Consider the following 23,289-nt stretch of genomic DNA (forward strand, 5'->3'; position numbering starts at 1 on the left):
GCTGATAATATTCATAATAATAAGAATATTTAAAAGGCGTCCATTCATGTACTTAGACAATTTAAGTTTACCATATATTTTTACACTTGGAAGTCAGTTTCCTGTTGTGATTGATTCATTCCCTCCCTTACTTCAACTACATCCTTTAAAACAGCCCATACAAAAAGGTTCCCGCTTAATAGCCTGGAACCTTTTTGTACATCATTTATTTTCAGGCAGGATCGCTCTCGCAGAAACCAGCTTTTTTTCCACCAGTTCATCCCAGAATCCTGCAGGAATCTCTGCTTTCAGCGCCTGCAGATCTTCTTTAATCCGGTCAGGTCTTGTTGAGCCGGTTACTACTGCTTTTACTGCCGGATGTGCGGTTGAAAACTGCAGTGCAGCATCCTTCAGCTTCACTCCATGATTTAATGCAACCTCATTGAATTTATCAACGCGCGCTTTGATTTCAGGCGTGATTTCCTGATAATCAAAGTGATCACCGCCAAGTAATGCGCCAGAGTTAAATGCCGACCCGATCACAAGTCCGCCTCCGCTTTTCTCAGCAAGTGGCATCATCCGTTCAAGTGCTCGCTCATGCTGCAATAGCGTATATTGAGTAGCCGATAAGCTGAGGTCAGGATGAGCTTCCTCAAGTTCAAGCGCGACTTCAATCGGGGTTGTCGTATTCACTCCAAGCCCCCATGCTTTAATCACACCTTCATCTCTCAGGCGATCCAGCACTTTGAACGCTCCATTACGCGCCTCATCAAACTTTGTAACCCACTCATCACCTAGGAAGTCCGGTGAAATATCATGTACATACACCATATCCAGGCGATCTGTCTTCAAACGTTTCAGGCTGTCCTCAATCGATCTGAGCGTCCCGTCCTCTGTGTAATCTGTCTGGATCTTATTTTTCCGGCCGTATTCGAACAGTCCTTCTTTCTCTTCCGTTTCATCCAATACAATCCGTCCCACTTTTGAGCTAAGCAGATACTCATCACGGTTATAAGATGACAGCACCTCGCCAAGTCTGATCTCAGCCAGTCCCGCTCCGTAAAATGGTGCAGTATCAAAATAACGGATGCCTTCATTCCACGCTGACTGGATCGTCTTCATCGCTTCCTCTTCAGGTACATCCCTGAACATATTGCCTAAGGGCGCAGTTCCAAGACCCAGTTTATGCTGTATTGTTAAGTCATTTTTCATGTTTGTACACCTCTTTCAGATAATTGATGGTTCAAAGAATATATGTAGATGTCTACCCGGTGTGAAACTGGTTAAACAGATGAACCATTACAAGCGGTTTGTGCACACATCGCATAAGTCTCTTTGGTTGATAATGAGTCTGATTCAGATTAGACTACAAAAACGGCTTTAAATGTGAGGGTCTTCAGGGAAAGTTTTTTAGTGAAGACGCAATAACTGACCACCTAAAGCCTGCAGATCGTTAGAGAAAAAATGAACAATAAGGATGATCAGTCCTTACACCACAAAATTTTGTTTAGGAGTGATTGTCGATGAAATTGCAATTAGCATTAGATTTAGTAGATATTCCACAGGCCATTGAATTGGTGAAGGAAGTAGAAGATTATGTAGATGTAGTAGAAATCGGTACGCCGGTTGTGATCAACGAAGGACTTAAAGCCGTTAAAGAAATGAAGGCTGCGTTCCCTGAGCTGACTGTTCTTGCTGACCTGAAAATCATGGATGCAGCAGGTTATGAAGTAAGCCAGGCATCTGCTGCAGGTGCTGATATTGTAACAATTCTTGGTGCTGCTGAAGACGCATCAATCAAAGGCGCCGTTGAAGAAGCAAAAAAACAGGGCAAGCAGATCCTTGTTGATATGATCGCTGTTAAAGATATTGCCACTCGAGCGAAAGAGCTTGATGAGCTTGGAGTTGATTATATCTGTGTTCACACTGGATATGACCTGCAGGCAGTCGGTCAGAATTCATTTGAAGACCTGGCAACGATTAAAAGCGTTGTGAAAAATGCTAAAACAGCAGTTGCAGGCGGTATCAAACTTGATACACTTCCGGAAGTTATTAAAGCTCAGCCGGATCTTGTGATCGTTGGCGGTGGCATTACAGGGCAGGACGACAAGCAGGCTGCAGCTTCTAAAATGAAAGAACTCATCACACAGGGTTAATCAGTCATGACGCAGACCACTCACTATTTTAAAAGTATTCTTGATGAGTTAAGTCGTGCAGCAGACTTACTTTCAGAAGAGCAGGCTGAAAAGCTCGTGAAACAACTCATTGCCACAAATAAAATCTTTGTGGCAGGAGCCGGCAGATCAGGTCTTATGGGCAAATCCTTTGTGATGCGCATGATGCATATGGGGCTCGATGCATATGTAGTTGGCGAGACAGTGACAGCGAACCTGGAACAGGACGATATCCTGATTATCGCTTCGGGATCAGGAGAGACGAAGAGCCTGGTCTCCATGGCTGAAAAGGCCAAAAGCCTGGGCGGAAAAGTGATTGCTGTCACGATAAATGCAGATTCAACAATTGGAAAACTTGCAGATCAGGTCATTAAAATGCCCGGTTCTCCTAAAGATCAATCGGAAAATGCATACGAAACCATTCAGCCGATGGGATCCCTTTTCGAACAAACCCTTCTATTATTCTTTGACGCAGTGATTCTGCGTTATATGGAGAAAAAAGGACTGGATTCTGATACGATGTATGGCAAACATGCGAACTTAGAATAAATCACACACATACAGAAAGACCGAAAGCGCTCAAAAGCGCTTCACGGTCTTTCTGTTTTTTGTATCATGAAGACCAGGGACTGTCCCGGGTCTTCAGCGTAGTACAGGGTCAGACCCTCTACTACGCACTACAACTTCACCCTCACTCTCTTCGTTGTCACCCGAATCACCCACAGGGAAATGCCAATTAACACAATTGATACCCCAAATGAAATGAATAGTGACAGATTTTCAGAGGCATCCAGCGACAACATACTGTGAAGCGGTGTGTCCAGCTGATTTGTCCAGAGAAGGTCCATCATAAAGATCAGTGCAAGTGCACCCGGAATATACAGGAGTAATCCCCAGCCACTGTAGCGGTAATTGCCCGCTCCGATCAGCCAGCCGGCCAGATAATAGACGAATATATTTAGTGTATAGACCAGGAAAATCAGAAACCATGAAGCACCCTCACCCAGATATGTCACAAAATTCACAGGGGCAATCAACTGCTCGATGCCGCCAATGATGACCGCGATAATCATAAAAATTGCTGAAAGCGTCAAAGCTGCAATGGCAGCGCCTGTGAAGTAATCTTTTCGCGTAATACCTGTTTTCACAAACCAGCTTAGAAACTTTGGCACTGACAGAATGCCGACAACCAGCATGAAAATTTTATAAGGGTTTTCAATAAAATGAATAAACCCCTGAAAAGCTGCTTCTTCATCGTTTAAGACAATTTTAAAATCTGTAAAGATCTGTAAACTAATGAATAGCAGCAGCACAATCCCGATCATCCAGGTTGACCACCCAAACTGCATAAAGGTCATGTCAAAAGCGATTTTTAAGTCCTTGCGTTTATTTTGCTCCATGCTGCCCCTCCTCCTTAGTGAGGTGAATAAACAGATCCTGAAGTGAAACAGGTCCGATCTCAAGCCCTGACTGTGCGGCGCGAACCAGCTGTTCTTCCGTAAGCGGGTCAATGACCATGACTGACTTCGTTCCACCGAGCTTTTGTGTGTGAATCTGATGCATACCGGCCACGAATTCATCCACCAGTTCAGCGGCGCCAGTTATGGATGCTCCTTTTTCAAGTACTGCATCAACCGGTTCATGTAAGAGCACTTTTCCCTTATGCAGGATCACTGCTTCTTCAAATAGGTAATCCATTTCAGAAACGAGGTGTGTAGATAAAATCATCGTCCTCGGGTAACGCGCGTGATCTTCCAGCACCTGCTGATAAAAGAGTTCACGCGTCGGTGCGTCCATCCCGGAGTATGTCTCATCAAAAATGGTGATAGGTGAGCGGGAAGCAAGCCCAATAATTGCGTTCAGGACTGACTGCATCCCTTTTGACAATTTATATACCGGCTTATTTAAAGGAAGATGAAAGAGTTCCACTAATTCCATTGCATAGTCAGTGTCATAATCCGGCTTATATTCTGCAATGGCTTCGAGGTAGGTTTTCACTTTTTCAGACTCATCATTGAGGGCTTTTTCATAGACACACGTCACTCGCTGCATCAGTTCAGCATTTTCAAAAAGCGGCTGTCCGTTCATCTGAATTGATCCTTCATCCGGCTTTGCAAAAGAGGCAAGCAGTGACAAAAGCGTTGTTTTTCCGGCACCATTGCGGCCAATCAGTCCGTATATCTTCTCTCCATCAAGCTTCAGCGATACACGGTCAAGCGCATGGAATTTTTTATATTTAACAGAAACCTGATCAATTACAATATCAGCTGTCACTGTTCACCCCGTCCTTTCATCTCTTTCATGATTTTTGTTAATTCGTCTTGTGATATGCCAAGCTTCTCTGCTTCCTGCAGCATGGGTAACATATATTGATCCACAAACCCCTTCTTTCTCTGTTCAATCAACATTTCTTTTGCCCCCTCTGCAACAAACATACCAACACCCCTTTTTTTATAGATGATCCCTGCATCCACCAGCAAATTGATGCCTTTTGCCACGGTTAAATGATTAATCTTATAAAACGTTACGAGCTGCGTCGTTGATGGAATCTGATCATGTTCTTTCAGCTGGTCATTCACAATCTGGTCTTCAATCCGATCTTTGATCTGCATAAAGATCGGCTTACTGTCATTCAGTGAGTGGCTCAATCGTACATCACCGCCTTTTGTTTTATGGTTATATAGTTATGTATATAAGTATATGTCTAACCCTTATTTTGTGCAATAGATCTTTTTAATTTTCACTAAAAAACCCTTTAGCATCGTTCAACCAAAGGGTTTCTGTTCCAGTATATTTTATTTACGACGACATAACCTGCCCACCATTCACATGGATACACTGTCCAGTCATATAAGAACCGTCATCAGAACCAAGTAACACGTACGGTGCCACCAGTTCAGCCGGCTGACCCGGGCGGCCCATGAGTGTATCTGTACCGAATTCTTCTACTTTTTCTTCGTCAAATGTAGATGGAATCAGCGGTGTCCAGATCGGTCCAGGCGCTACCATGTTTACCCGGATTCCTCTATCAGCAAGGTTCGCTGCCATACTGCGCGTGAAACCTACAATCGCACCTTTTGTGGAAGTGTAGTCAATCAGCTGCGGATTTCCTTTATAAGGATTCACTGACGTTGTATTAATAATCGCACTGCCCTCTTTTAAATGACGCAATGCAAACTTCGTCATATGGAAGACTGAATAGATATTTGTCTTGAAGGTTTTATCCCACTGTTCAAATGAAATGTCCTCAAGATTTGAAGTTGGGTACTGAACAGCTGAATTATTTATTAAAATATCAAGCTGTCCAAAGTGCTCCACCGTTTGTTCGACTATCGCCTTACACGTTTCTTCTTTAGACACATCGCCAGGAATTAATAAGCAATTTACGCCCGCTTCCTCAACCAGCTTCTTCGTTTCATCTGCATCACTCTGCTCTTCCTTCAGATAGTTAATTGCAAGATGTGCACCTTCGCGCGCATAAGCAATTGCGACAGCCCGGCCGATTCCGCTGTCTCCACCAGTAATCAATGCGACGCGGTCAGTCAGCTTTTCACTGCCTTTATAGTTAAGCGGCTGAAGTGGACGCGGATCCATCTTCGACTCAATTCCAGGCTGCTCTGCCTGCGTTTGTCCCGGTTGGCCACCCTTTTGTCTATGTTGAATATCCATTTCATCCAGCTCCTTTATTAATCATATACCAATCTTTTCCTCAAACAATTTTTTGTAAACATCTTTCAGATTCGTCTAAAAGAATGACCCCTCTCCCATCCCTTGATTTGAAGGTATTCAGATGGAATGTAATTTTCTAAGAAATTCTCGCTTACCGGTTGCACACAACTCTCTTAAAAAAGATAGCCTGTTTTTTCATATCAGCTTTCCCTACAATGAACATATTAATCAATTGAAAGAGGTCATATCGATGAAACTGGATTCACCAAAAATCCCCACCGAACTTCCTGAAAGAAAATTTGAAGACATTTTTTATGAAGATTATCCCGAACTCGACCGCTGTCTGATTAGCGATGCTGACTTTGAAAATGAAGAGCTGCACCGTGTGAATCTGTCTGCAATGGTCATTAAAAACTCCCGGTTCAATGGCACAGGTTTCACCTCTATCAGCATGACAGACGTACAGTTTGAAAACTGTGATTTCTCAAATGCCAACCTGAGTAAATCTTCTATTCACAGAGTCAGCTTTATTAACTGTAAGTTCACTGGTACAGACCTGACTGACTCAAGACTGGGTAACGTATCAGTGGAAGAATCTATTCTGAACCTTTCTGCGTTTGGAAGCTCAAAGCTTGAGAAAGTATTGTTTAAGCAATCTTCACTGGAGAGCTCGGACTTTTTTGAATGCATTCTGAAGAAAGTTGAGTTTGACACGTGCAATCTGAACAGCTCAAACTTTGAAAGGACCCCGCTGAAGACAGTCGATATCAGCACTTCTACGTTTGAATCACTTATTCTCTCACTTGAAGACCTGAGGGGATGTAAAGTGTCCACCCATCAGGCGATTCAGTTCGCGGCACTGATTGGGTTAGTGATTGTAGATTGATAGACATAAAAAAAGCCGCTTTGTAAGTGCTCAAAGTGGCTTTTTAATGATTAATAATCGTTTAGTTAGACTCAAATATACCTACAAACACAATAGAAACTCCCATGCTAATTAACAATGTCATTCCCCAGTCAAGTTTACTTGTAGTTTTCAAAAGAATATTAAGACTGGCCCCAATCAGGAACATAACGACAAATGTTAAAATCAAAGCAACCGCACTATATGACATTGCCCATTTCTCCTCTTCATTATTATTGTGTATCACTGATTTTTTTGAAACCGATAAAATATATCGCCAATATAATAGGGATGATTAATGGGATCAAAATAAATACTGAGGCTGTCCAGACACTATTCAGTACAAGCATCGCATCACTGCAGCCATCCGTTCCGCACACTGTCATACGAAACCCTCTTGAATTGATCTCAGATATATAGCCGATTAATCTAAAACCGACAAAGAAGAACCATACGATAACGATCAGGACAATAAAAGCCAGCATTCTGCGCCTCTTACTCATATAATGACCTCCCCACCAATTACTTAAAAGATTTATGACCCCAGTATACAGATCTAACAGAAAAAGTAAGATCATTCGAATTGAGTATAGCATAACCATACAATTTTTCCCTATTATTATTTTGACAAATAAAAAAAGACTGCTGTGAACAGTCTTTCAATCATCTTATAGCTCAGTTCTTCTCATTCTCCAATTCTTCAATTGCCTCATCCAACTTCTCTCTGTCCTCGTCTGAGATCTCAGGGAATTGTGGATCTATTTTCTCCAGACAGTCAACCATTACCTCTGTAATGATATAGCGTGAATACCATTCGTCGTCGGCCGGAAGCACATACCATGGAGCGAATTCGGTTGATGTATTGCTCAGCATATCCTCAAAGACTTCCTGATACTGATCCCAGTGACGGCGTTCTTTTACATCATTGAATGAAAACTCCCAGTTCTTTTCAGGATCTTTCATACGTTCAAGTAACCGCTCTCTCTGTTCCTCTTTGGACATATTGAAGAAAAACTTAATGACCTTGAAACCATTTTCAGACAGATGCTTTTCAAAATCATTAATCTGTCTGTAGCGCATCGGCCATACTTCATCTTTATCCATACCCTCTGGATACATTTCATCCTTCAGTGCATCGTCATGAATCCTCGGCGCAATGACTTCCTCGTAATGCGACCGGTTTAAAATCCCAATCTGTCCTCTCGCCGGAAGTCCTTCACGGATACGCCACAGGTAATCATGTTTCATTTCTGTCTCTGAAGGCTTCTGGAAGGAAGCAGTCGTCAGTCCCTGCGCTGTTAAATTTGAGAAGATATAGCTGATGGCTTCATCTTTTCCGGCAGCATCCATTGCCTGCAGTACGACTACAATCCCTTTTTTCTCTTCAGCGTGAAGGCGCCAGTGCAAATCCTTCAGCTTTTCGATACTTTTGGGCAGGTGCTCCTCAAGAAATTCTTTTTCATCAAAATGATCTTTTTCTGTTGTAGCATAATCTTTTAGCGATACTTTTTTATTGCAATCAACCAAATACTTTTTAATATCCATTTATTTTTCACGTACCTTTCCTGAAATAGGTGGCCTTCAAGCCTGATGATGTCTCCAATTTATACCCCTGTTTCAATAATGGTAAACGACAAAGCAAATTGCCACAGTAGTTAAATTTGATAGGAAAAAAGTAATATTATATACTGAGTCTAATATGACAAAAGAAGGTGTCACGGTGTTATCAAAATATCATTTACCCAGGTGGATCATTTATATCATCCTGGTCGGATCAGGTGCAGCAAGTTTTTATTATATCCCGACTTTATTTGGTATAGATTTCTTAATCGGATCTTTTTTAACCTTTCTTTTATACAGATTGTTCGGCTTCAGGGTTGCTTTGATTCACTCAATCATTTTTGCGTACGCAACCTTCTATATCTGGGGTCATATATACGGCTCTACAGCAATGCTGCTCGAGTTTTTGACAGTCGTCTTTCTTTATAAGAAATTCAGACAGTCTCTTATTATGGCTGATATGATCTACTGGCTGCTTTTCGGTATTCCTTTTATATTTTTGACTTACTTCTATTTACTTGATCTTTCGCTGATAGACTCACTGATCGTAGCACTGAAGGATACTGTGAACGGCGTTGTCAATATACTGCTTGCAAACTTACTGCTATTTACAATCAGTTACTTTCTCCTTAAAAAGCACCGCCAGAAAGTATATCTTGAGGATATTATTTTCCATACGATATTAATCTTTTTTCTCATTCCGTCACTGGCATTGCTGCTGTTTGAAATGTCGAGTGATTCTGCTGATATGCAAAGACAGATTCAAAGTGATTCACAGGAAGGATATGAGGAGGCCCAGAATCAGTTAAATATCTGGCTGAATGAAGTAACAACCGTTCTATCCTCACAGGGAAATTTCATTTATTCAGCAGACCGCTTTGAAAATGATGATTACCTTGGCATGCTTACTGAAGCTGTTTGGGGAGCTGAGGAAGTCGTTCTCCTCGACAATGCGATGAATGTCGTTGCAAGTTATCCTGAAAACCGGAAACATACAATGGACATGTCAGATTATCCTGAACTGAACCCTGATCAGGCCCGATATTCACCTTTTTATTATGATGAAGCAGACGAACCTTATGTCATCGTGACAGTGCCTTTATCAAAATCAGATGAGAATGCTGATGAAGAATCACTTTATTTTGCCGCCAGTATTGATATGAATGAATGGAGACAGCTGTACAGTAATGATCATACCACTGTGTTTGATCAGACAGGGAAGCAGATGAACGAAATTGTGGATGCAGATGATAATCAATTCTATCAATCTATTCAGCGCACATTCGCACAGGGGAATAATGAAGAATTGTCATTTCTATGGATGCCTTCCGATGAAGGGACAAAAATCTCAAACTGGAAGAATGCAACGTATGTGACAATGGGGGTTAATGAATATGCTCCCTGGACTGTGACCTCAACAATCAGCACAAGTCCTTACCATATGGGCCTGTTTACTCAGCACCTTTACAGACTGATCTTCATATCATTCATTCTGGCTTTAAGTATCTTTCTATCAACAGTCATTACGAAAAAGATTCTCCGTCCGATTCGTGAGCTCGAACTGATTACAAAAAACCTGCCGGAAAGAGTAAGAAACAATCAAACCATTACCTGGCCAAAAACGCGTCTTATTGATATTCAGCTGCTGATCATTAATTTCCGCAGGATGACGAACAAATTGGGAGATGCATTCGATGAAGTATCTGATCAAAAAAGCAGGCTGGCACAACTGGCAAAGTATGACCCGTTAACAAACCTCCAAAACAGGCTTGGAATTGAAGAAAGTTACCTTGCTTATATAGAAGACGGATCATCATTAAGTGCTGCTTTTATGGACCTGGATCACTTTAAGGATATCAATGATACGCTTGGTCACGGCATTGGGGATCAGGTATTAACAGAAGTGGCAAACAGATTAAAGAAAGTCTCACCAGAAGGAGCAACCCCCGGGAGACTTGGAGGAGATGAATTTATTGTACTGTTGCCGGAGACAAATGAAGAAAAACTGCGTAAATTTGGTGAAAGAGTACTCAAAGCTTTTGAAGCGCCGGTGATCATTGAAGGACATACAATCCATCTGACCCCAAGCATTGGTCTCGCACCGGTACCCGCACAAGGGAACGATTTTAAAACACTTGTCCAGCACGCTGATACTGCGATGTATGAATCCAAGCGAAATGGGAAGAATCAGGCAACGGTTTTTGGAAATTAATAAAAACACGGCAGTCTTGGCCTCAGCCAGACTGCCGTGTTTTTTGTGTAGATCCGCGTCCACTTTTTAATACTTGTACGATTGTCCGCCATCAATCGGAATAACAGCTGCATTGATAAATCCAGCTTGATCAGATAGAAGAAACGCAACCAGATAGCCGATTTCCTCAGGCTTACCGAAACGCTTCATCGGATTGGCTTTAACAAATTCCTCCCCTGCAGCTTCCCAGTCATCGCCGCCCATTTGTTTGAGAGAGCCTTCTACCATCGGAGTCATAATTGCACCTGGTGCAATTGCCTTAATGCTGACGCCGTATTGACCATACTCAACGCCTGAGTTTCGTGTCAGACCAACTACACCGTGCTTACTTGCTGAGTAACCTGACTGATTCCCAACGCCGCGGATTCCGCCGACAGATGCTGTATTTACAACAGAGCCATGCTCCTGCTCTTTCATCACTTTCAGCACATGCTTCATTCCGTAAAATACACCATTCAGGTTAATCGCTACGACTTTTTCGAACTCATCTGATCCATAGTTTTCAGTTTCATTCTGTTTACCTTCGATACCAGCGTTATTGAAAAAGCTATCGATTTTTTTATAAGCTGATACAGTTTCTTTCACATAGTTCTTCACAGCTTCTTCATCTGCTACATCAGCTGTAATCGTCAGAATCTCCGCATCAGGTACTTCAGCTAAGATATCATTCTTCGCCTTTTCAAGTGCTTCACCATTCAAATCCACTAATGACAGCTTGGCACCTTCTTTAGCCACCTGTAGTGCAGAAGCATAACCAAGTCCTGACGCTCCACCTGTAATTAATACCACTTTGTCTTCAAATCGTTTCATTTTCATTCACTCCTCTTTGAAAGTAATGTTAAAATCAAAACTACACGGTGAATCCGTTTACCCTTCAATTGTAAAACCGCTCTGATTTCGATTCAATCAGTAATACATTCAGTAGTGTTGACTGATCCAACACTTTTATGAAAAATGTTGTCTGAAAGGAAAAAATAATGAAACCTCATAATATGAATCAGCAGACTGCACGTACAAAATCCCACCTGAAACAGGCATTTATCTCACTGGTTTCACAAAAAGGCTATCAGCACGTCACCGTCACTGATATCGTAGACAGCGCACAGTATAACCGTACGACGTTTTATCATTACTATCTTGATAAAGAAGACCTTGCAGATGAACTGCGAAAAGAAATGTTTGAAGCAATCATTAATATGAGTATAAATAAATACTCTGTTGGAACTGTTATTAAAACTGAGGAATTGAATGCACATTCCTATGATCTGATTTATTTTATTAAGAATAATCAGGCCTATTTCAACCTGCTTCTCGTGTCAGACACAGTACCAGGCATTCATCACGATCTGCCTGACGCAATCTATGAAGTACTGGAAAAACAATTTGAATTTACATCTGAAAATAGTGATGCCGCCAATACAGCAGCCTATAAAAAATATATGGCTCACGGCACCGCCGGCCTCATTACCGAATGGATTCGCAATGATTACGACCTGTCCCCTGAAGCACTTTCACTCCAGTTTATTAAAATATTGCAGACAATGGTGAAAGGATTTGTGATTCGGAAGGTATAAAACTGAAACACGTTGAAAAAACCCTCCTGAATGCAGAAAACCCGGTTACTCAATATGAACTTTGAGTAACCGGGCTTTCTGATTTTTATAACTGAATACTCGACTTCCTTCTCTCTACTTCCATTATACCACCGCTCACAATAAATTTGCAGACTACTCTTTCTCAAAATTCTGTCCTATACTGTACGATACAAAGCCGAAAACACAGGAGGCAGAACTGTATGGATAATATAAAAAACGTGCTGGACCGTGGTCCTTTCTTTCATGGCACGAAAGCCGAACTGAAAATTGGAGACCTGTTAGAACCGCAGCATCCATCAAACTATCAGAATAAAAAATCCAACCATATCTATTTCACCGCTACATTAGAAGCCGCTAAATGGGGTGCTGAACTGGCAGCTTCTGAATCACAAGAAAGAATCTATCTCGTTGAACCGCTCGGTGACTTTGAGAATGATCCCAACGTAACTGACAAAAGATTTTCTGGCAACCCCACCCGCTCTTACAGATCAAAGTCACCTCTGAAAATCATTGCTGAATTAGGTTCCTGGGAACGACACTCAGATGAACAGATTCAACATATGCTAACCTCCCTGCAGACACTGCGTGAACAGGGAAAAGATATCATTTATGATTAAGATTTTCTTATTTCCACTTCTATCTTCATTTCAATATTGATGCAAACAGAAAACCCGGCATGCTGAGTTGATCAACTCAGCATGCCGGGTTTTTTATATGCGTACTGATCCTCCCGATGATCTCATATGAATCTGATCATCCTTCATAAAAATTTATCATCCCTGAAAACTGCGGCACGTAAGTAAATAAAGTGTAATTATAGATTTTTTATCCAATAAGTAATGTTTAATGTGATTACTTTCAAGGAAACACACCTAATACCATTTTTTGAGAATAAGAAAAATTTAATGTATGCATTAAAAATCATTACATGTCACGTGAACTATAAAGTATTTACTTCAATGCTGACTTTCAGGAGGGGTACAATGAGATTTTCAGGTGTGGGATTAGTTGTCCTGGCTGCTGTATGCTGGGGGATTAGCGGCGGGATTGCAGATATTTTAATGGAAAAAGGCTGGGATCCGATTATCATTTCCTTTTATAGAGGCGCTGTCGGTTTTGTCTGCTTTTTGATTTGGTTCCTTTTACACGCCAGACAAAACCTTTCAACCTCCAGATGGTTTTACATCTGGTCATTACTGGCAGGGGTAGGAGTAGCCGGGAACTTCACTTTTTACTTTTTCAGTATTGAGCACTCAAGTATGGCGATAGCTGCTACTTTAATGTACACAGCACCTGTATTTGTGTTTTTAATTTCTTTTATTTTTAAGATTGAACGGTCCACTTGGTTTAAATGGGGCAGTATCGGTGGAGTGCTGATCGGTATTGTGTTACTGACAGGTGCGTATCAAATTGACTCACTCTCAGTAAGTCTAATTGGAGCGATCACCGGGCTTGCTGCCGGCCTTTCATATGCATGTTTTATTTTCGGTTTTAAGAATGCTTCTTCGAAGGGAAAACCGCAAACCGCTTTAACTACTGCCTTTTTAGCATTCTGTATTATTCTTTTTTCGATCAGTGATAAGCAGGAAATTGTGGATGCAACCACTTCAAGTGATATCGGCTGGTTTCTATTATTAGGGATGATCGGGGCAGGCATTTCGTTTATCGTTTATGTCATTGGTATACGCCGTACCACAGCATCCACTGCATCAATGGTCGCAATGGTCGAACCGGTAACAGCTTCATTATTTGGTGTGCTGCTGTTAGGCGATCATCTAAATCTTGTTCAAATGATTGGAATGGTGATTATTTTAGCAACTGTTACAATACTGAGTGTAAAACAGAAAGATTAAAAAAACCGGCATCTACTTATGTCTAAAAGTAGATGCCGCAGTTCTATTTATAAGACATTAAGCGTCATAAAACTTCTAAATCACAACTACTTCAGTACAGCACCTGCTCTAAACCAGATGGTGAGTTGCGTGATCAGAAGAAATAATACTACCCATCCAATTATCGGCAGAAGTGCTACCTGAATTGTATCAATTGTATGGGCAGGAGCACTTTTTGTGATGGCAGCAGCAGTAAAGACAAAAAACATACCAAAAGTAAAATTTCTCGACCACTGAGTAACGTGATAGGAAAACAGCCCTTTACTGAACCCATAAGCAGCTACACGTTTTTTTGCACGAGTGATTTCAATAACTTCTATTCCAATAAATATAATCAGCACAATCAGCCAGAATGCATCGATTAAACCGGCAGACAATGTATCTGCATATGCACAAGCAACTCCTGTAATAGATAAAGCACCGTGCACAATACAATTTGTATTAGTCCAGTCATCTATCAGGTTCCAATCTTCCCTTAAAAGATATCTTTCTCCAATTAATAATACTCCTGAGGCATAGAATACCAGACCGATCAATTGCATTAGTACAGTCATCCAGGAATAAGAAGTGCCTAAAAGCTGCACCCACAAAATAACGAGTGATTGCATTCCCACTGCTGACAACAGTACCACTCCATGCACAGGAATACGCTTTTGATATAACTTTACAAAACTGATGATATAAACCGGCAGCAGGCTCAGGTAAAAAACAAAATTGATGAATGCGACCGGTTTAATCATATGCTCAATGAATGAAAACTGTTCAATTAGAACGTTACACATCACGGCGATCCCCGCTATCCATGCTCCACTGACAAAAACATTCATTGGATTCCTGAAAAAAGACTGCCGGAAAGTCCGGTCTGTCAACTGCCATGCCAGCTTGCCATAAATAATGAAAAAAAGGAGAAGCAATAGAACAGTCAGTATGTCTGCTGATTGATTTATGATCTTAAATTCTTTTGATGCACCAAATAGAAAAATGCCGATTGCCATTACAATCGCGGCAGCGGCAGGATTGATAACTTTCATGTGATCGCTTCTTTCAAGACAAAATTTACTTCGTTGATACTAAAGAAAGATGAACGGTCTGTAAGCGTAAGTCAGAAAACACCCCGCTCTACTTAACTTCTATTGCTATTTCCCGCAATAGAAGTTTTACGGTCCACCTGACCAATCAGATAGGCAGAGCCAGGTATCCTTTTAATCAGATAGGCAGTTGTGATGCTTCCTGCTATTGAGAAAACAAATGCAGCAGGAGCAAAAATAGACGCTTTTAAATCAAAAGGAACAAAATTCGTAAACAGGACCAGAAACATCATATGTAACAAGTAAATTGAAAAAGAGTATTTACTGATCAGCTTAATAGGTCCAGGTATCCCTTTTAAATAGGAGGTTACGTATAAGCCTCCAAGAAACACAAAGATCGTATAGAAAAGAACATCAACACGACTTGAAACAATCACGATATAATGTCCCTCAATCACATTGTAGAGGACAAACAGCCAGGACATCAGTGCCAATATGACAATTGCACTTCCTGCTTTTTTTAAAAATATCATCCACTCAGTAATATATCTTCCCGCAAAATAAGCGATGACAAAAAAGATCAGCCAGCCCGGGAAGAAGATCCTGGTATTAGTCACCCATACTATGCCATCTAACAGCCCGCCAGCAGCAGAAGCTACTCTGAAAAAATGAAGGTAAGCGATATTGAGAGCTAAAGATAATGCAGTGACCAGATATGGATTAAACCGGTGAATATAACGGTTAAATAAAAAATGAAGCAGATAGAATTGAAAGATAATCAGAATAAAATAACCATGCCAGCGTGCCGCAATAATATAATTTTCGACTACTCTCAGAAAATAACTGAAATCTCCGGCATTCAAGATCATATAAAATAAGCCATAGGCGATAGACATTGTAATGTAAGGGATAAATATAAAAGAGATTCTCTTTTTCCAAAATCCTTTAGGAGGAGAATTGTGATAGGAGTAACTCAGGAGAAACTCTGAAATCATGACAAAAATCGGTGTCGCAAAAATAAATGTCATCTGAGTCAGCTTGGCAATTTCGACCGTGGATGCCGGCAAATCAAAGTTCATTAAAACCTGAGAAGCTGTATGTATTAAGACAACACTTAAACATGCCATGGCTCTGATATAATCAATTCCAATGACGCGAGCTTTTTTCAATGTTATAACCTCCAAAATAAACAGCACTTTCAATAATATATCATACCAGACACTGGCACTTAAGGTAGAAGCGGGTCAGACCCGCTTCTACCTTCTGACTCACCACTACCTCCCTCTACCCCACCACCACGTTAAAGAATTAAACGAAAAAGTATTGACTTTCTTTTTTCTTCCGATATACTTTACATACAATTCCGATTAAACAAATAGGATTAAATAGATAAGCAGGTGATGGTTTGTTTTTATCAATGAATAACGTACATAAGTCTTTTACAAATAATGATAAGACTGAGCTTGTGCTTTCGGATATTCAGCTTGATGTGAAAGAAGGCGAATTCGTTTCGATCCTGGGCCCTTCAGGCTGTGGTAAGTCTACGCTGTTATCAATTGTTGCCGGGCTTGCTCATGCAACTGAAGGATCAATTGAACTTGAAGGCAAAACGATTAAAGGACCCTGCAAAGAACGCGGGATGGTGTTCCAGCAGGCAGCTCTATTTCCCTGGCTGACCGTTGAGGAAAATGTGATGTTCCCGCTTTTACCGGACATGTCAAAAAAAGAAGCGCAGCAAAAAGCACATCAATACTTACAAATGGTGCAGCTGGGTGCTTACACAAAACACTCTCCACATGAGATTTCAGGCGGCATGCAGCAGCGTGTGGCAATCGCACGCGCACTTGCGATGGATCCGGCACTGCTCTTAATGGATGAACCATTCGGTGCACTCGATGAGCAGACGCGTTCGCGACTCCATGAGATTGTAGAAAAGATCTTTCTTGAAACAAAGAAAACGATTCTTTTTGTCACACACAGTATTGCTGAATCGTTAAAGCTGTCTGACCGTATTGTTGTCATGGGTACGCAGCCCGGCACGATCTTAGAAGTCATCGAACTGAACTTCCCGAGACCACGCTCTCAATCAAAAGAAGAGCTGCTATATTATGAAGAAAAAATACAGGCGTTATTGAAATCTGAGATTGATAAGGTAACGGAAAAGGAGCAGAATCATGCAGCCAGCCGTTAAACGGGTCATCTTTTACGTATTACTTTTTGGAATCTGGCAGGTTGCTGTCTATCTATTCGATGTATCTCCTGCTCTGCTGCCGGCACCGACTGATATATTCGTATCACTTTATGAAGGCTTCAGTAATCTCACACTGGTCTATGATCTGGTAGCCAGTTTCCGAAGATTATTTATCGGACTTGCGATTGCGCTGGTGCTGGGCCTTTTACTCGGCGTCCTGTTAGCTAAATCAAAAACAGCTGATGAAACGCTTGGCTCATTGATTCTGGCTTTGCAGTCCGTACCAAGTATTGTCTGGCTGCCACTTGCGATTATGTGGTTTGGTCTGAATGAAATGGCTGTTATTTTCATTGTGGTGCTTGGTGCCACAATTGTGATGACAATCAATGTCCGCACGGGAATTATCAACGTTCCCCCGCTTTTTATAAAAGCTGCAAAGACTATGAATTACAGGGGCTTCAGATTGTTCAGTAAAGTAACCATTCCTGCTTCAATTCCTTATGCAGTAACAGGTATGCGCCTTGCATGGGCATTTGCATGGCGGGCACTAATGGCCGGTGAGCTGCTCAGCACAGGTCCCGGACTTGGCTATTCATTAAGATTTGCATCAGATTTTGGGGATATGAGCCGCGTCATTGCGATCATGCTCCTGATTATGCTGATTGGTATTATTGTTGACTTACTGTTTTTCCAGCGTATTGAAAAGAAAGTTCTTAGAAAATGGGGACTGGCAACATAAAAAATTATTGGAGGCGAAAGCAATGAAAAAGACTTTAAGCGCATTATTCTTCCTAACGGCCATTCTGGTGCTATCAGCATGTGGCTCGGACAGCTCGTCAGGTGGCAGCAAGGATGAGGTCGTAATCGGTTATTTCCCGAATATTGACCACGTTCCTGCAATGGTGGCAAAAGAAAAGCAGTACTTTGAAGAAGCATTTGGTGAAGACAAAGAAGTAACTTATAAAACATTCCCTGACGGCGGAGCGTTCATGACTGCACTGAAAACCGGTGATATTGACGCAGGATTTGTAGGACCCGGACCTGTCATGAACAACTATGCGAATGGTGCTGATGTGAAAATTCTTGCCGGTGCCTCTTCAGGCGGAACAGTGGTTGTGGCAAGTGAGCAAAGTGGGATTGAAGGCTTAGAGGATCTTGGTGATCATACATTTATTACGCCTGGTGTCGGCTGTACACATGACGTTCAGATGGAAACATTCCTGAAAGAACAAGGCATCACTTCAGCCCGTATCGGCGGATCATTAAAGCACGTTACAGGTAACCCGGCTCAATATCAGGCTATGTTTGAATCAGGGAAAGTGGATCTTGCAGCTGTACCTGAGCCATGGGCTTCAACACTTGTCGCAAACGGAGCCAAAATCATCGTGGATACTGATGAGATTGCTTACGGCACAACTTTACCGAACACAGTACTTGTTACGAGTGGTAAGATGATCGAAGAACAAAGTGAACTTGTTGATCAGCTAACAGCAGCTCATGAAAAAAGCGTTGCATTTATCAATGAAAATCCCGAAGAAGCACAAACAATCGCAGTTGATTCAATTGAAGAAATCACGAACCAGCGCATGGATGAGTCAATCATCGCAAGTGCATGGGAGCGCGTGTCGTACACAACTGAGGTTAACGCAGAAGTGATTCAGGCATTCGCTGACTCTTCACACGATCTGCAGTTCCTGAAAGAAAAGCCTGAATTCGATGAGTTAGTCGTTCCACAAGGCACAGAAGTAGGAAGTGCACAGTAAATATGAAAAAGTGGATCACAGCATGTTTCGCACTGCTGATCCTGCATGGATGTTCATCCGGGGTTAACCTGGATGAACATTTTTCCTTAAACGGGGAAGTCACTGACCTGCAGGCAGTCAATCAAAACGAAGAACCTTTTCACACAAATGATATGGAGGGTGAAATCTGGCTTGCAGCCTTCATCTTCACACATTGTGATACGGTGTGTATGCCAATGACTTACAACATGTCAGAGCTGCAAAAACAGTTAGATGCTGAGAACCTCGACTATCAATTCGTCTCCTTCACCATTGACCCTGAACGCGATACCCCTGATGTCCTTAAGTCATATGGAGATCAATTCGAAGTGGATTATGCCAAGTGGGATTTCGTCTCAGGCTATAAACAGGAAGATGTTGAACTGTTTGCCAACAGAGGCTTCCTCTCCCCTGCTGCACAGGTGGAAGGCTCTGATCAGTTTGTACATAGTACCTCACTTTACCTGATGGTTGGCGACCGGATCCTGGAGAAATATGAAATGTCAGTTGACGTGCCTTATGAGAGAATAGTTGAGGCGGTTAAGTTGCTGCAGGATTACTAGAGCGGAGTTTGGGACAGACCCGGACTTCGCTTTTTCTTTTGTGCTTTCCGATTTACAATGGAGATACATACTTCCATCAATTTCAAGGAGATCAATATGAATATCTATCTTTTCTGGTTCATTCAGTTAACCTGGGGTGTGCTGATCAATGTAATCGGCATATGTATTGCAGCAGTTTTATTATGTACAGGTTCAAAACCGCACAGATTTAATCATGCGATTTATTTTGAGGTTGGCGAAAAATGGGGCGGTGTGAATTTCGGAGGATTCTTTTTTGTGCAGAAAAATGCCCCTGACAGGCTTAAATCACATGAATATGGCCACAGTTTTCAAAACCTGCTGTTAGGACCATTCATGATTGTGGCAGTAACGATTCCTTCTGCGGTCCGTTATCACGTCCGGAAGGTTCAATTCAAAAAAGGTTATTCTCTCAAGCCGTATGATGATTTCTGGTGTGAATCGTGGGCGACAGAATTGGGTCAGAAACACACATAACGGCAGTCTGGGTCTGACCCCGACTGCCGCACATGGCCGCCCGGGACAGACCCGGACTGCGCAATCATACTGTCAGCTTAATCTGATTTCCGGAAGGATCAAAAGTGACAACATACTCTCCTTCTTCGTCAACTGTTGCATCAATTGATTTTAGATTACGAATGGTTTCATTGAGTACTTCTTCGTCCGCAAACGATAGAACATATGACTCCAGCCCAACACTTTCCGGATCAGGGGCCGGTGCGCCAACTCCATTCCAAACGTTAACACCAACATGATGATGGTAGTTTCCATAGGACAAGAATAAAGCCTGCCCCCCAAAGCGGTTAACCAGATCCATCCCCAGTCCTTTCACATAAAACTCTTCAGTTTTCTTAAGTTCAGAGACATGAAGATGAATATGACCCATGACTGTCTTTTCTGGCATTCCCTGCCATGGTTTCTCAGGCGTTGCGTGCGTCAATAGTTCATCAAAGTTCAATGGATCTACAGTCATTGCCACTTCTTCATTGCGCCACGACCACTCAGCAGGATCACGGTCATAATAAATTTCAATTCCGTTTCCATCAGGGTCATTCAGGTACAGTGCTTCACTTACATCATGATCGGATGCCCCAACACGGATACCGTTTTCCGCGAAATGAATAACGATATTTGCTAAGTCTGAACGCTTCGGCAACAGAATCGCAAAATGATACAGACCAGTCGTTCTTCCCTGCTTTGGTTTCGCGTATTCAGGCTGCACAAGCGATAAAAAACTTGTACGTCCATCTGCAGTAAGCTTTGCGGTTGATGCTGTCTGGTCCAGCACACTAAACCCCAATTTATTTTGATAAAACTCAATCGAACGATGCAAATTCTCTACTTTTATTTCAACGTTACGGATAAACGTTGTTGGCTTTGAGTGAAATCCCATATTCAGCTCTCCTTTTAATCAAGTAACTTTATGTAACTAAGTATATTATATTAACAAAAGTACATCAAGCCATCCTGCAGTAAATGAATATCATTGATTGTTTTACAATATTCACTATACAATGACAACAATTATATAAAGTCTTTTTCGGAAAGGAGTATCTTATGAACTTTGAAAACTTCGCAAAAGAGCACTGGCAAGGCAATCTTGATTTGTTTATAAAAGAGGCACTTACATTTTATCAGATGAAATCCCATATCGAGATTGAAGATCCATCAAAAAATGATTCACTCCTCTATCTTTCCTCAATCGCTGAAGAAAACATGTTATCAAGACTGGTTGAGGCCACTGGCGCTTATGAAGATATTGAATCGGCTTTTGAAGGAAGGGTTATAAGGAATTATTGAGCGAAGTCTGAACCGCACTCAAGCTTTTTCGTGTGCCTTTAATTAATACCGTTTAATCGTTTGTTATACATTTCCTTTTTATTCCTTCTCTTTGCTATACTTCTACTGAAAGCGCAGGTGATTTGATTGTTTAAGATTTTATTAATTGAAGATGATGAAACGCTATTTAAAGAGATAAAAGACCGACTCACAGACTGGCAGTATGACGTATACGGAGTGAAAGACTTTCAGAAGGTCATGGAGAATTTTGCTGACGTTCAGCCGGATCTGGTGATTATTGATATACAGCTGCCTAAGTTTGATGGATTTCACTGGTGTCGCATGATCCGTGAGCATTCGAATGTTCCGATTGTCTTCCTGTCTTCACGCGATCACCCGACAGATGTGGTGATGTCGATGAACCTGGGGGCAGATGACTTTATCCAGAAGCCTTTTCATTTTGAAGTGCTGATTGCAAAGATTCAGGCGATTTTGCGCCGGGTCTACAATTACAGTTCAACTAGCTCAGATCTGAAGATGTGGATGGGTGCGACGATTGATCTCGAGAGTAATCGTGTTAAAAATGATCAGGGAGTGATTGAGCTCACGAAGAATGAAATCTTTATTCTGAAGCTGCTGGTTGAACGTAAAAATAAGGTCGTCAGCAGAGAGGATCTGATGAATCTGCTATGGGATGATGATCGGTTTGTCAGTGATAATACGCTGACTGTGAATGTGAATAGGCTGCGAAAAAAACTTTCTGAGATCGGGCTTGGGGATGCGATTGAAACAAAAGTTGGTCAGGGATATATTGCGCTCGAACAGGTAGAAACATGATTAAGAAGTTCCTGATAGAGAGAATCAGCTGGATTCTGCTGATTTTACTATTACTACTTTTAGCGATGATCATTGCCTATCTGGACCCTTCCCTTGCGATCAGTTCAATGATGTATTATGTGTTTCTGTCCCTAGTGATCACTGCTGTGTTTGTCACGGTACGCTTTTTCAAAGAGACGCCGTTTTATAAAGAACTTGATAGTCGGGATGCTTCGACTGATCTATCCACCTTTCCTGAACCGAACAGTCCATTTGAAACATCTATTTATGAGCAGGTAACTTCCTCTTTGGAACAGCTTGAAAAGGAAGCTGCTTCAAATAAGGTGCTGCTTGAACAGGAAAAGGATGAGCTTATGTCATGGATTCATGAAGTGAAAACGCCGCTGACTGCAATGAAATTAATCATTGATCGGACAGAAGACCCCCGTTTAAAGTCTGAGCTGATGTATGAATGGCTGAGAATTCATTACCTGCTTGATCAGCAGCTGCATCAAAAACGGATCCCATTCATTGAAAATGATCTGTTTATTGAAAAGGTTGAGCTTGAATCACTGATCCATAATGAAATACATACGCTGCGTTCCTGGTGCCTGAAAAAGAAAATCGGCTTTGACATAGAGCTGAGCGATACACATGTACTGTCAGATGCAAAGTGGCTATCCTTTATTCTCCGTCAGCTGTTAACAAACGCTGTAAAGTATAGCGGTGAGGGCTCAGACATTACAATACAGTCATCAGAGCAATCTGGTCAGACCGTACTCACTTTAGCGGATCATGGCCGTGGCATTAACCCGCGCGACCTGCCGAGAATTTTTGAAAAAGGCTTCACCTCTACTGCCAATCATGATCAGCATGCGACAGGAATGGGACTGTATTTAGTGAAAAAAGCTGCTGCTCCGCTTGACATAAACATAGCTGTTCAATCAAATCCCGGAGCCGGCACAACGATGACGCTGACCTTTCCAAAAGAAAATGAGTTTCTCAACATTCAGGGCGTGTGACAATAATGTCACACGCTTTGCTTTTTTGTCAGGAGAATCGAAGGACTTCAACTGTCTGACCCGATAC

At 41.7% G+C, this 23,289-nt stretch carries 25 protein-coding genes and 1 pseudogene; 15 read left to right on the forward strand and 11 right to left on the reverse strand.

What is annotated here, in order from left to right; genetic code table 11:
- Positions 1–201: 201 nt before the first annotated feature.
- Complete coding sequence (locus JOD21_RS03615; RefSeq protein ID WP_204728299.1) at positions 202–1,191, reverse strand: aldo/keto reductase; 990 nt, start codon at positions 1,189–1,191, stop codon at positions 202–204.
- Between the two features lie 311 nt (positions 1,192–1,502).
- Between JOD21_RS03615 and hxlA the strand changes: the two genes are divergently transcribed.
- Both hxlA and hxlB read left to right on the forward strand, forming a co-directional pair.
- The gene (gene hxlA / locus JOD21_RS03620; protein WP_204728300.1) at positions 1,503–2,135 is read left to right on the forward strand and encodes a 3-hexulose-6-phosphate synthase; all 633 of its coding nucleotides are present in this window, start codon (positions 1,503–1,505) and stop codon (positions 2,133–2,135) included.
- A gap of 6 nt (positions 2,136–2,141) precedes the next feature.
- On the forward strand, positions 2,142–2,702 hold the full coding sequence (gene hxlB / locus JOD21_RS03625) for a 6-phospho-3-hexuloisomerase (RefSeq protein WP_204728301.1): 561 nt from the start codon (positions 2,142–2,144) through the stop codon (positions 2,700–2,702).
- 128 nt (positions 2,703–2,830) lie between these two features.
- Here the strand turns inward: hxlB and JOD21_RS03630 are convergent, their stop codons facing one another.
- The 4 genes from JOD21_RS03630 to JOD21_RS03645 all read right to left on the reverse strand — a co-directional run bounded on the left by JOD21_RS03630 (position 2,831) and on the right by JOD21_RS03645 (position 5,822).
- Positions 2,831–3,553, reverse strand: coding sequence for a hypothetical protein (locus tag JOD21_RS03630; protein ID WP_204728302.1), 723 nt, complete (start codon positions 3,551–3,553; stop codon positions 2,831–2,833).
- On the reverse strand, positions 3,540–4,427 hold the full coding sequence (locus JOD21_RS03635; RefSeq protein WP_204728303.1) for an ATP-binding cassette domain-containing protein: 888 nt from the start codon (positions 4,425–4,427) through the stop codon (positions 3,540–3,542). Before JOD21_RS03635 ends, JOD21_RS03630 begins: the two co-directional genes overlap by 14 nt.
- Positions 4,424–4,801 carry a GntR family transcriptional regulator gene (locus JOD21_RS03640; protein WP_204728304.1) on the reverse strand — a complete coding sequence of 126 codons (378 nt, stop codon included), beginning with the start codon at positions 4,799–4,801 and terminating at the stop codon, positions 4,424–4,426. Before JOD21_RS03640 ends, JOD21_RS03635 begins: the two co-directional genes overlap by 4 nt.
- A 151-nt stretch (positions 4,802–4,952) precedes the next feature.
- Positions 4,953–5,822, reverse strand: a complete 870-nt coding sequence (locus JOD21_RS03645; RefSeq protein ID WP_204728305.1) for an SDR family oxidoreductase — start codon at positions 5,820–5,822, stop codon at positions 4,953–4,955.
- Between the two features lie 250 nt (positions 5,823–6,072).
- On the opposite strand from JOD21_RS03645, the gene JOD21_RS03650 reads away from it, so the two are divergent.
- On the forward strand, positions 6,073–6,708 hold the full coding sequence (locus tag JOD21_RS03650; RefSeq protein WP_204728306.1) for a pentapeptide repeat-containing protein: 636 nt from the start codon (positions 6,073–6,075) through the stop codon (positions 6,706–6,708).
- Between the two features lie 251 nt (positions 6,709–6,959).
- Here the strand turns inward: JOD21_RS03650 and JOD21_RS03655 are convergent, their stop codons facing one another.
- The gene (locus JOD21_RS03655) at positions 6,960–7,229 is read right to left on the reverse strand and encodes a hypothetical protein (protein ID WP_204728307.1); all 270 of its coding nucleotides are present in this window, start codon (positions 7,227–7,229) and stop codon (positions 6,960–6,962) included.
- A 172-nt stretch (positions 7,230–7,401) separates the two neighbouring features.
- On the reverse strand, positions 7,402–8,271 hold the full coding sequence (locus tag JOD21_RS03660) for a PPK2 family polyphosphate kinase (RefSeq protein ID WP_204728308.1): 870 nt from the start codon (positions 8,269–8,271) through the stop codon (positions 7,402–7,404).
- 175 nt (positions 8,272–8,446) lie between these two features.
- Between JOD21_RS03660 and JOD21_RS19535 the strand changes: the two genes are divergently transcribed.
- The gene (locus JOD21_RS19535) at positions 8,447–10,498 is read left to right on the forward strand and encodes a diguanylate cyclase domain-containing protein (RefSeq protein WP_204728309.1); all 2,052 of its coding nucleotides are present in this window, start codon (positions 8,447–8,449) and stop codon (positions 10,496–10,498) included.
- Positions 10,499–10,564: 66 nt separating this feature from the next.
- Here JOD21_RS19535 and JOD21_RS03670 read toward each other — a convergent pair whose 3' ends face one another.
- Positions 10,565–11,347 (reverse strand): SDR family oxidoreductase, encoded by a 783-nt coding sequence (locus JOD21_RS03670; RefSeq protein WP_204728310.1) that lies wholly within the window; start codon positions 11,345–11,347, stop codon positions 10,565–10,567.
- A gap of 167 nt (positions 11,348–11,514) precedes the next feature.
- Here JOD21_RS03670 and JOD21_RS03675 point away from each other — a divergent pair, with 167 nt between their 5' ends.
- From JOD21_RS03675 to JOD21_RS03685, 3 genes are all read left to right on the forward strand, one after another.
- Positions 11,515–12,111: a TetR/AcrR family transcriptional regulator gene (locus JOD21_RS03675; RefSeq protein ID WP_204728311.1), complete on the forward strand. Its 597-nt coding sequence runs from the start codon at positions 11,515–11,517 to the stop codon at positions 12,109–12,111.
- 221 nt (positions 12,112–12,332) lie between these two features.
- Entirely contained in the window at positions 12,333–12,749 is a 417-nt protein-coding gene (arr, locus tag JOD21_RS03680; RefSeq protein ID WP_204728312.1) for an NAD(+)--rifampin ADP-ribosyltransferase, read from the forward strand.
- A 366-nt stretch (positions 12,750–13,115) separates the two neighbouring features.
- Positions 13,116–13,985 carry a DMT family transporter gene (locus JOD21_RS03685; protein WP_204728313.1) on the forward strand — a complete coding sequence of 290 codons (870 nt, stop codon included), beginning with the start codon at positions 13,116–13,118 and terminating at the stop codon, positions 13,983–13,985.
- A gap of 86 nt (positions 13,986–14,071) precedes the next feature.
- Here the strand turns inward: JOD21_RS03685 and JOD21_RS03690 are convergent, their stop codons facing one another.
- Together JOD21_RS03690 and JOD21_RS03695 are read right to left on the reverse strand one after the other, a co-directional pair.
- Positions 14,072–15,055: a TDT family transporter gene (locus JOD21_RS03690; protein ID WP_204728314.1), complete on the reverse strand. Its 984-nt coding sequence runs from the start codon at positions 15,053–15,055 to the stop codon at positions 14,072–14,074.
- Positions 15,056–15,147: 92 nt separating this feature from the next.
- Complete coding sequence (locus JOD21_RS03695) at positions 15,148–16,221, reverse strand: acyltransferase family protein (RefSeq protein WP_204728315.1); 1,074 nt, start codon at positions 16,219–16,221, stop codon at positions 15,148–15,150.
- Positions 16,222–16,457: 236 nt separating this feature from the next.
- Here JOD21_RS03695 and JOD21_RS03700 point away from each other — a divergent pair, with 236 nt between their 5' ends.
- The 5 genes from JOD21_RS03700 (at position 16,458) to JOD21_RS03720 (ending at position 20,082) form a co-directional block, all read left to right on the forward strand.
- Positions 16,458–17,243 (forward strand): ABC transporter ATP-binding protein, encoded by a 786-nt coding sequence (locus JOD21_RS03700; RefSeq protein WP_204728316.1) that lies wholly within the window; start codon positions 16,458–16,460, stop codon positions 17,241–17,243.
- Positions 17,227–17,982 carry an ABC transporter permease gene (locus tag JOD21_RS03705; RefSeq protein ID WP_204728317.1) on the forward strand — a complete coding sequence of 252 codons (756 nt, stop codon included), beginning with the start codon at positions 17,227–17,229 and terminating at the stop codon, positions 17,980–17,982. Before JOD21_RS03700 ends, JOD21_RS03705 begins: the two co-directional genes overlap by 17 nt.
- Before the next feature lie 22 nt (positions 17,983–18,004).
- The gene (locus JOD21_RS03710; protein ID WP_204728318.1) at positions 18,005–19,006 is read left to right on the forward strand and encodes an ABC transporter substrate-binding protein; all 1,002 of its coding nucleotides are present in this window, start codon (positions 18,005–18,007) and stop codon (positions 19,004–19,006) included.
- A 2-nt stretch (positions 19,007–19,008) separates the two neighbouring features.
- The gene (locus tag JOD21_RS03715; protein ID WP_204728319.1) at positions 19,009–19,587 is read left to right on the forward strand and encodes an SCO family protein; all 579 of its coding nucleotides are present in this window, start codon (positions 19,009–19,011) and stop codon (positions 19,585–19,587) included.
- Between the two features lie 96 nt (positions 19,588–19,683).
- The gene (locus JOD21_RS03720) at positions 19,684–20,082 is read left to right on the forward strand and encodes a hypothetical protein (RefSeq protein ID WP_204728320.1); all 399 of its coding nucleotides are present in this window, start codon (positions 19,684–19,686) and stop codon (positions 20,080–20,082) included.
- A 64-nt stretch (positions 20,083–20,146) separates the two neighbouring features.
- On the opposite strand, the gene JOD21_RS03725 is transcribed toward JOD21_RS03720, so the two are convergent.
- Positions 20,147–20,998, reverse strand: coding sequence for a VOC family protein (locus tag JOD21_RS03725; protein WP_204728321.1), 852 nt, complete (start codon positions 20,996–20,998; stop codon positions 20,147–20,149).
- 158 nt (positions 20,999–21,156) lie between these two features.
- Here JOD21_RS03725 and JOD21_RS03730 point away from each other — a divergent pair.
- From JOD21_RS03730 to JOD21_RS03740, 3 genes and pseudogenes are all read left to right on the forward strand, one after another.
- Positions 21,157–21,405: pseudogene (locus JOD21_RS03730) on the forward strand (DUF6407 family protein); the annotation flags it as partial.
- Between the two features lie 126 nt (positions 21,406–21,531).
- Complete coding sequence (locus JOD21_RS03735; protein ID WP_204728323.1) at positions 21,532–22,221, forward strand: response regulator transcription factor; 690 nt, start codon at positions 21,532–21,534, stop codon at positions 22,219–22,221.
- The gene (locus JOD21_RS03740; protein WP_204728324.1) at positions 22,218–23,222 is read left to right on the forward strand and encodes a sensor histidine kinase; all 1,005 of its coding nucleotides are present in this window, start codon (positions 22,218–22,220) and stop codon (positions 23,220–23,222) included. Before JOD21_RS03735 ends, JOD21_RS03740 begins: the two co-directional genes overlap by 4 nt.
- Positions 23,223–23,289 lie beyond the last annotated feature (67 nt).

Source organism: Jeotgalibacillus terrae (assembly GCF_016908195.1).
In the GTDB taxonomy this organism is placed as follows: Bacteria; Bacillota; Bacilli; order Bacillales; family Jeotgalibacillaceae; genus Jeotgalibacillus; species Jeotgalibacillus terrae.

Excerpts from the sequence above, each read along its gene's own strand:
- JOD21_RS03685 (WP_204728313.1), top strand. The coding sequence starts at position 13,116 with ATGAGATTTTCAGGTGTGGGATTAGTTGTCCTGGCTGCTGTATGCTGG.
- JOD21_RS03740 (WP_204728324.1), top strand. The coding sequence starts at position 22,218 with ATGATTAAGAAGTTCCTGATAGAGAGAATCAGCTGGATTCTGCTGATT.
- JOD21_RS03645 (WP_204728305.1), bottom strand. The coding sequence starts at position 5,822 with ATGGATATTCAACATAGACAAAAGGGTGGCCAACCGGGACAAACGCAG.
- JOD21_RS03630 (WP_204728302.1), bottom strand. The coding sequence starts at position 3,553 with ATGGAGCAAAATAAACGCAAGGACTTAAAAATCGCTTTTGACATGACC.
- JOD21_RS03710 (WP_204728318.1), top strand. The coding sequence starts at position 18,005 with ATGAAAAAGACTTTAAGCGCATTATTCTTCCTAACGGCCATTCTGGTG.
- JOD21_RS03715 (WP_204728319.1), top strand. The coding sequence starts at position 19,009 with ATGAAAAAGTGGATCACAGCATGTTTCGCACTGCTGATCCTGCATGGA.
- JOD21_RS03670 (WP_204728310.1), bottom strand. The coding sequence starts at position 11,347 with ATGAAACGATTTGAAGACAAAGTGGTATTAATTACAGGTGGAGCGTCA.
- arr (WP_204728312.1), top strand. The coding sequence starts at position 12,333 with ATGGATAATATAAAAAACGTGCTGGACCGTGGTCCTTTCTTTCATGGC.
- JOD21_RS03660 (WP_204728308.1), bottom strand. The coding sequence starts at position 8,271 with ATGGATATTAAAAAGTATTTGGTTGATTGCAATAAAAAAGTATCGCTA.
- JOD21_RS03615 (WP_204728299.1), bottom strand. The coding sequence starts at position 1,191 with ATGAAAAATGACTTAACAATACAGCATAAACTGGGTCTTGGAACTGCG.
- JOD21_RS03705 (WP_204728317.1), top strand. The coding sequence starts at position 17,227 with ATGCAGCCAGCCGTTAAACGGGTCATCTTTTACGTATTACTTTTTGGA.
- JOD21_RS03655 (WP_204728307.1), bottom strand. The coding sequence starts at position 7,229 with ATGAGTAAGAGGCGCAGAATGCTGGCTTTTATTGTCCTGATCGTTATC.
- JOD21_RS03650 (WP_204728306.1), top strand. The coding sequence starts at position 6,073 with ATGAAACTGGATTCACCAAAAATCCCCACCGAACTTCCTGAAAGAAAA.
- JOD21_RS03725 (WP_204728321.1), bottom strand. The coding sequence starts at position 20,998 with ATGGGATTTCACTCAAAGCCAACAACGTTTATCCGTAACGTTGAAATA.
- JOD21_RS03675 (WP_204728311.1), top strand. The coding sequence starts at position 11,515 with ATGAAACCTCATAATATGAATCAGCAGACTGCACGTACAAAATCCCAC.
- hxlB (WP_204728301.1), top strand. The coding sequence starts at position 2,142 with ATGACGCAGACCACTCACTATTTTAAAAGTATTCTTGATGAGTTAAGT.
- JOD21_RS03690 (WP_204728314.1), bottom strand. The coding sequence starts at position 15,055 with ATGAAAGTTATCAATCCTGCCGCTGCCGCGATTGTAATGGCAATCGGC.
- hxlA (WP_204728300.1), top strand. The coding sequence starts at position 1,503 with ATGAAATTGCAATTAGCATTAGATTTAGTAGATATTCCACAGGCCATT.
- JOD21_RS03720 (WP_204728320.1), top strand. The coding sequence starts at position 19,684 with ATGAATATCTATCTTTTCTGGTTCATTCAGTTAACCTGGGGTGTGCTG.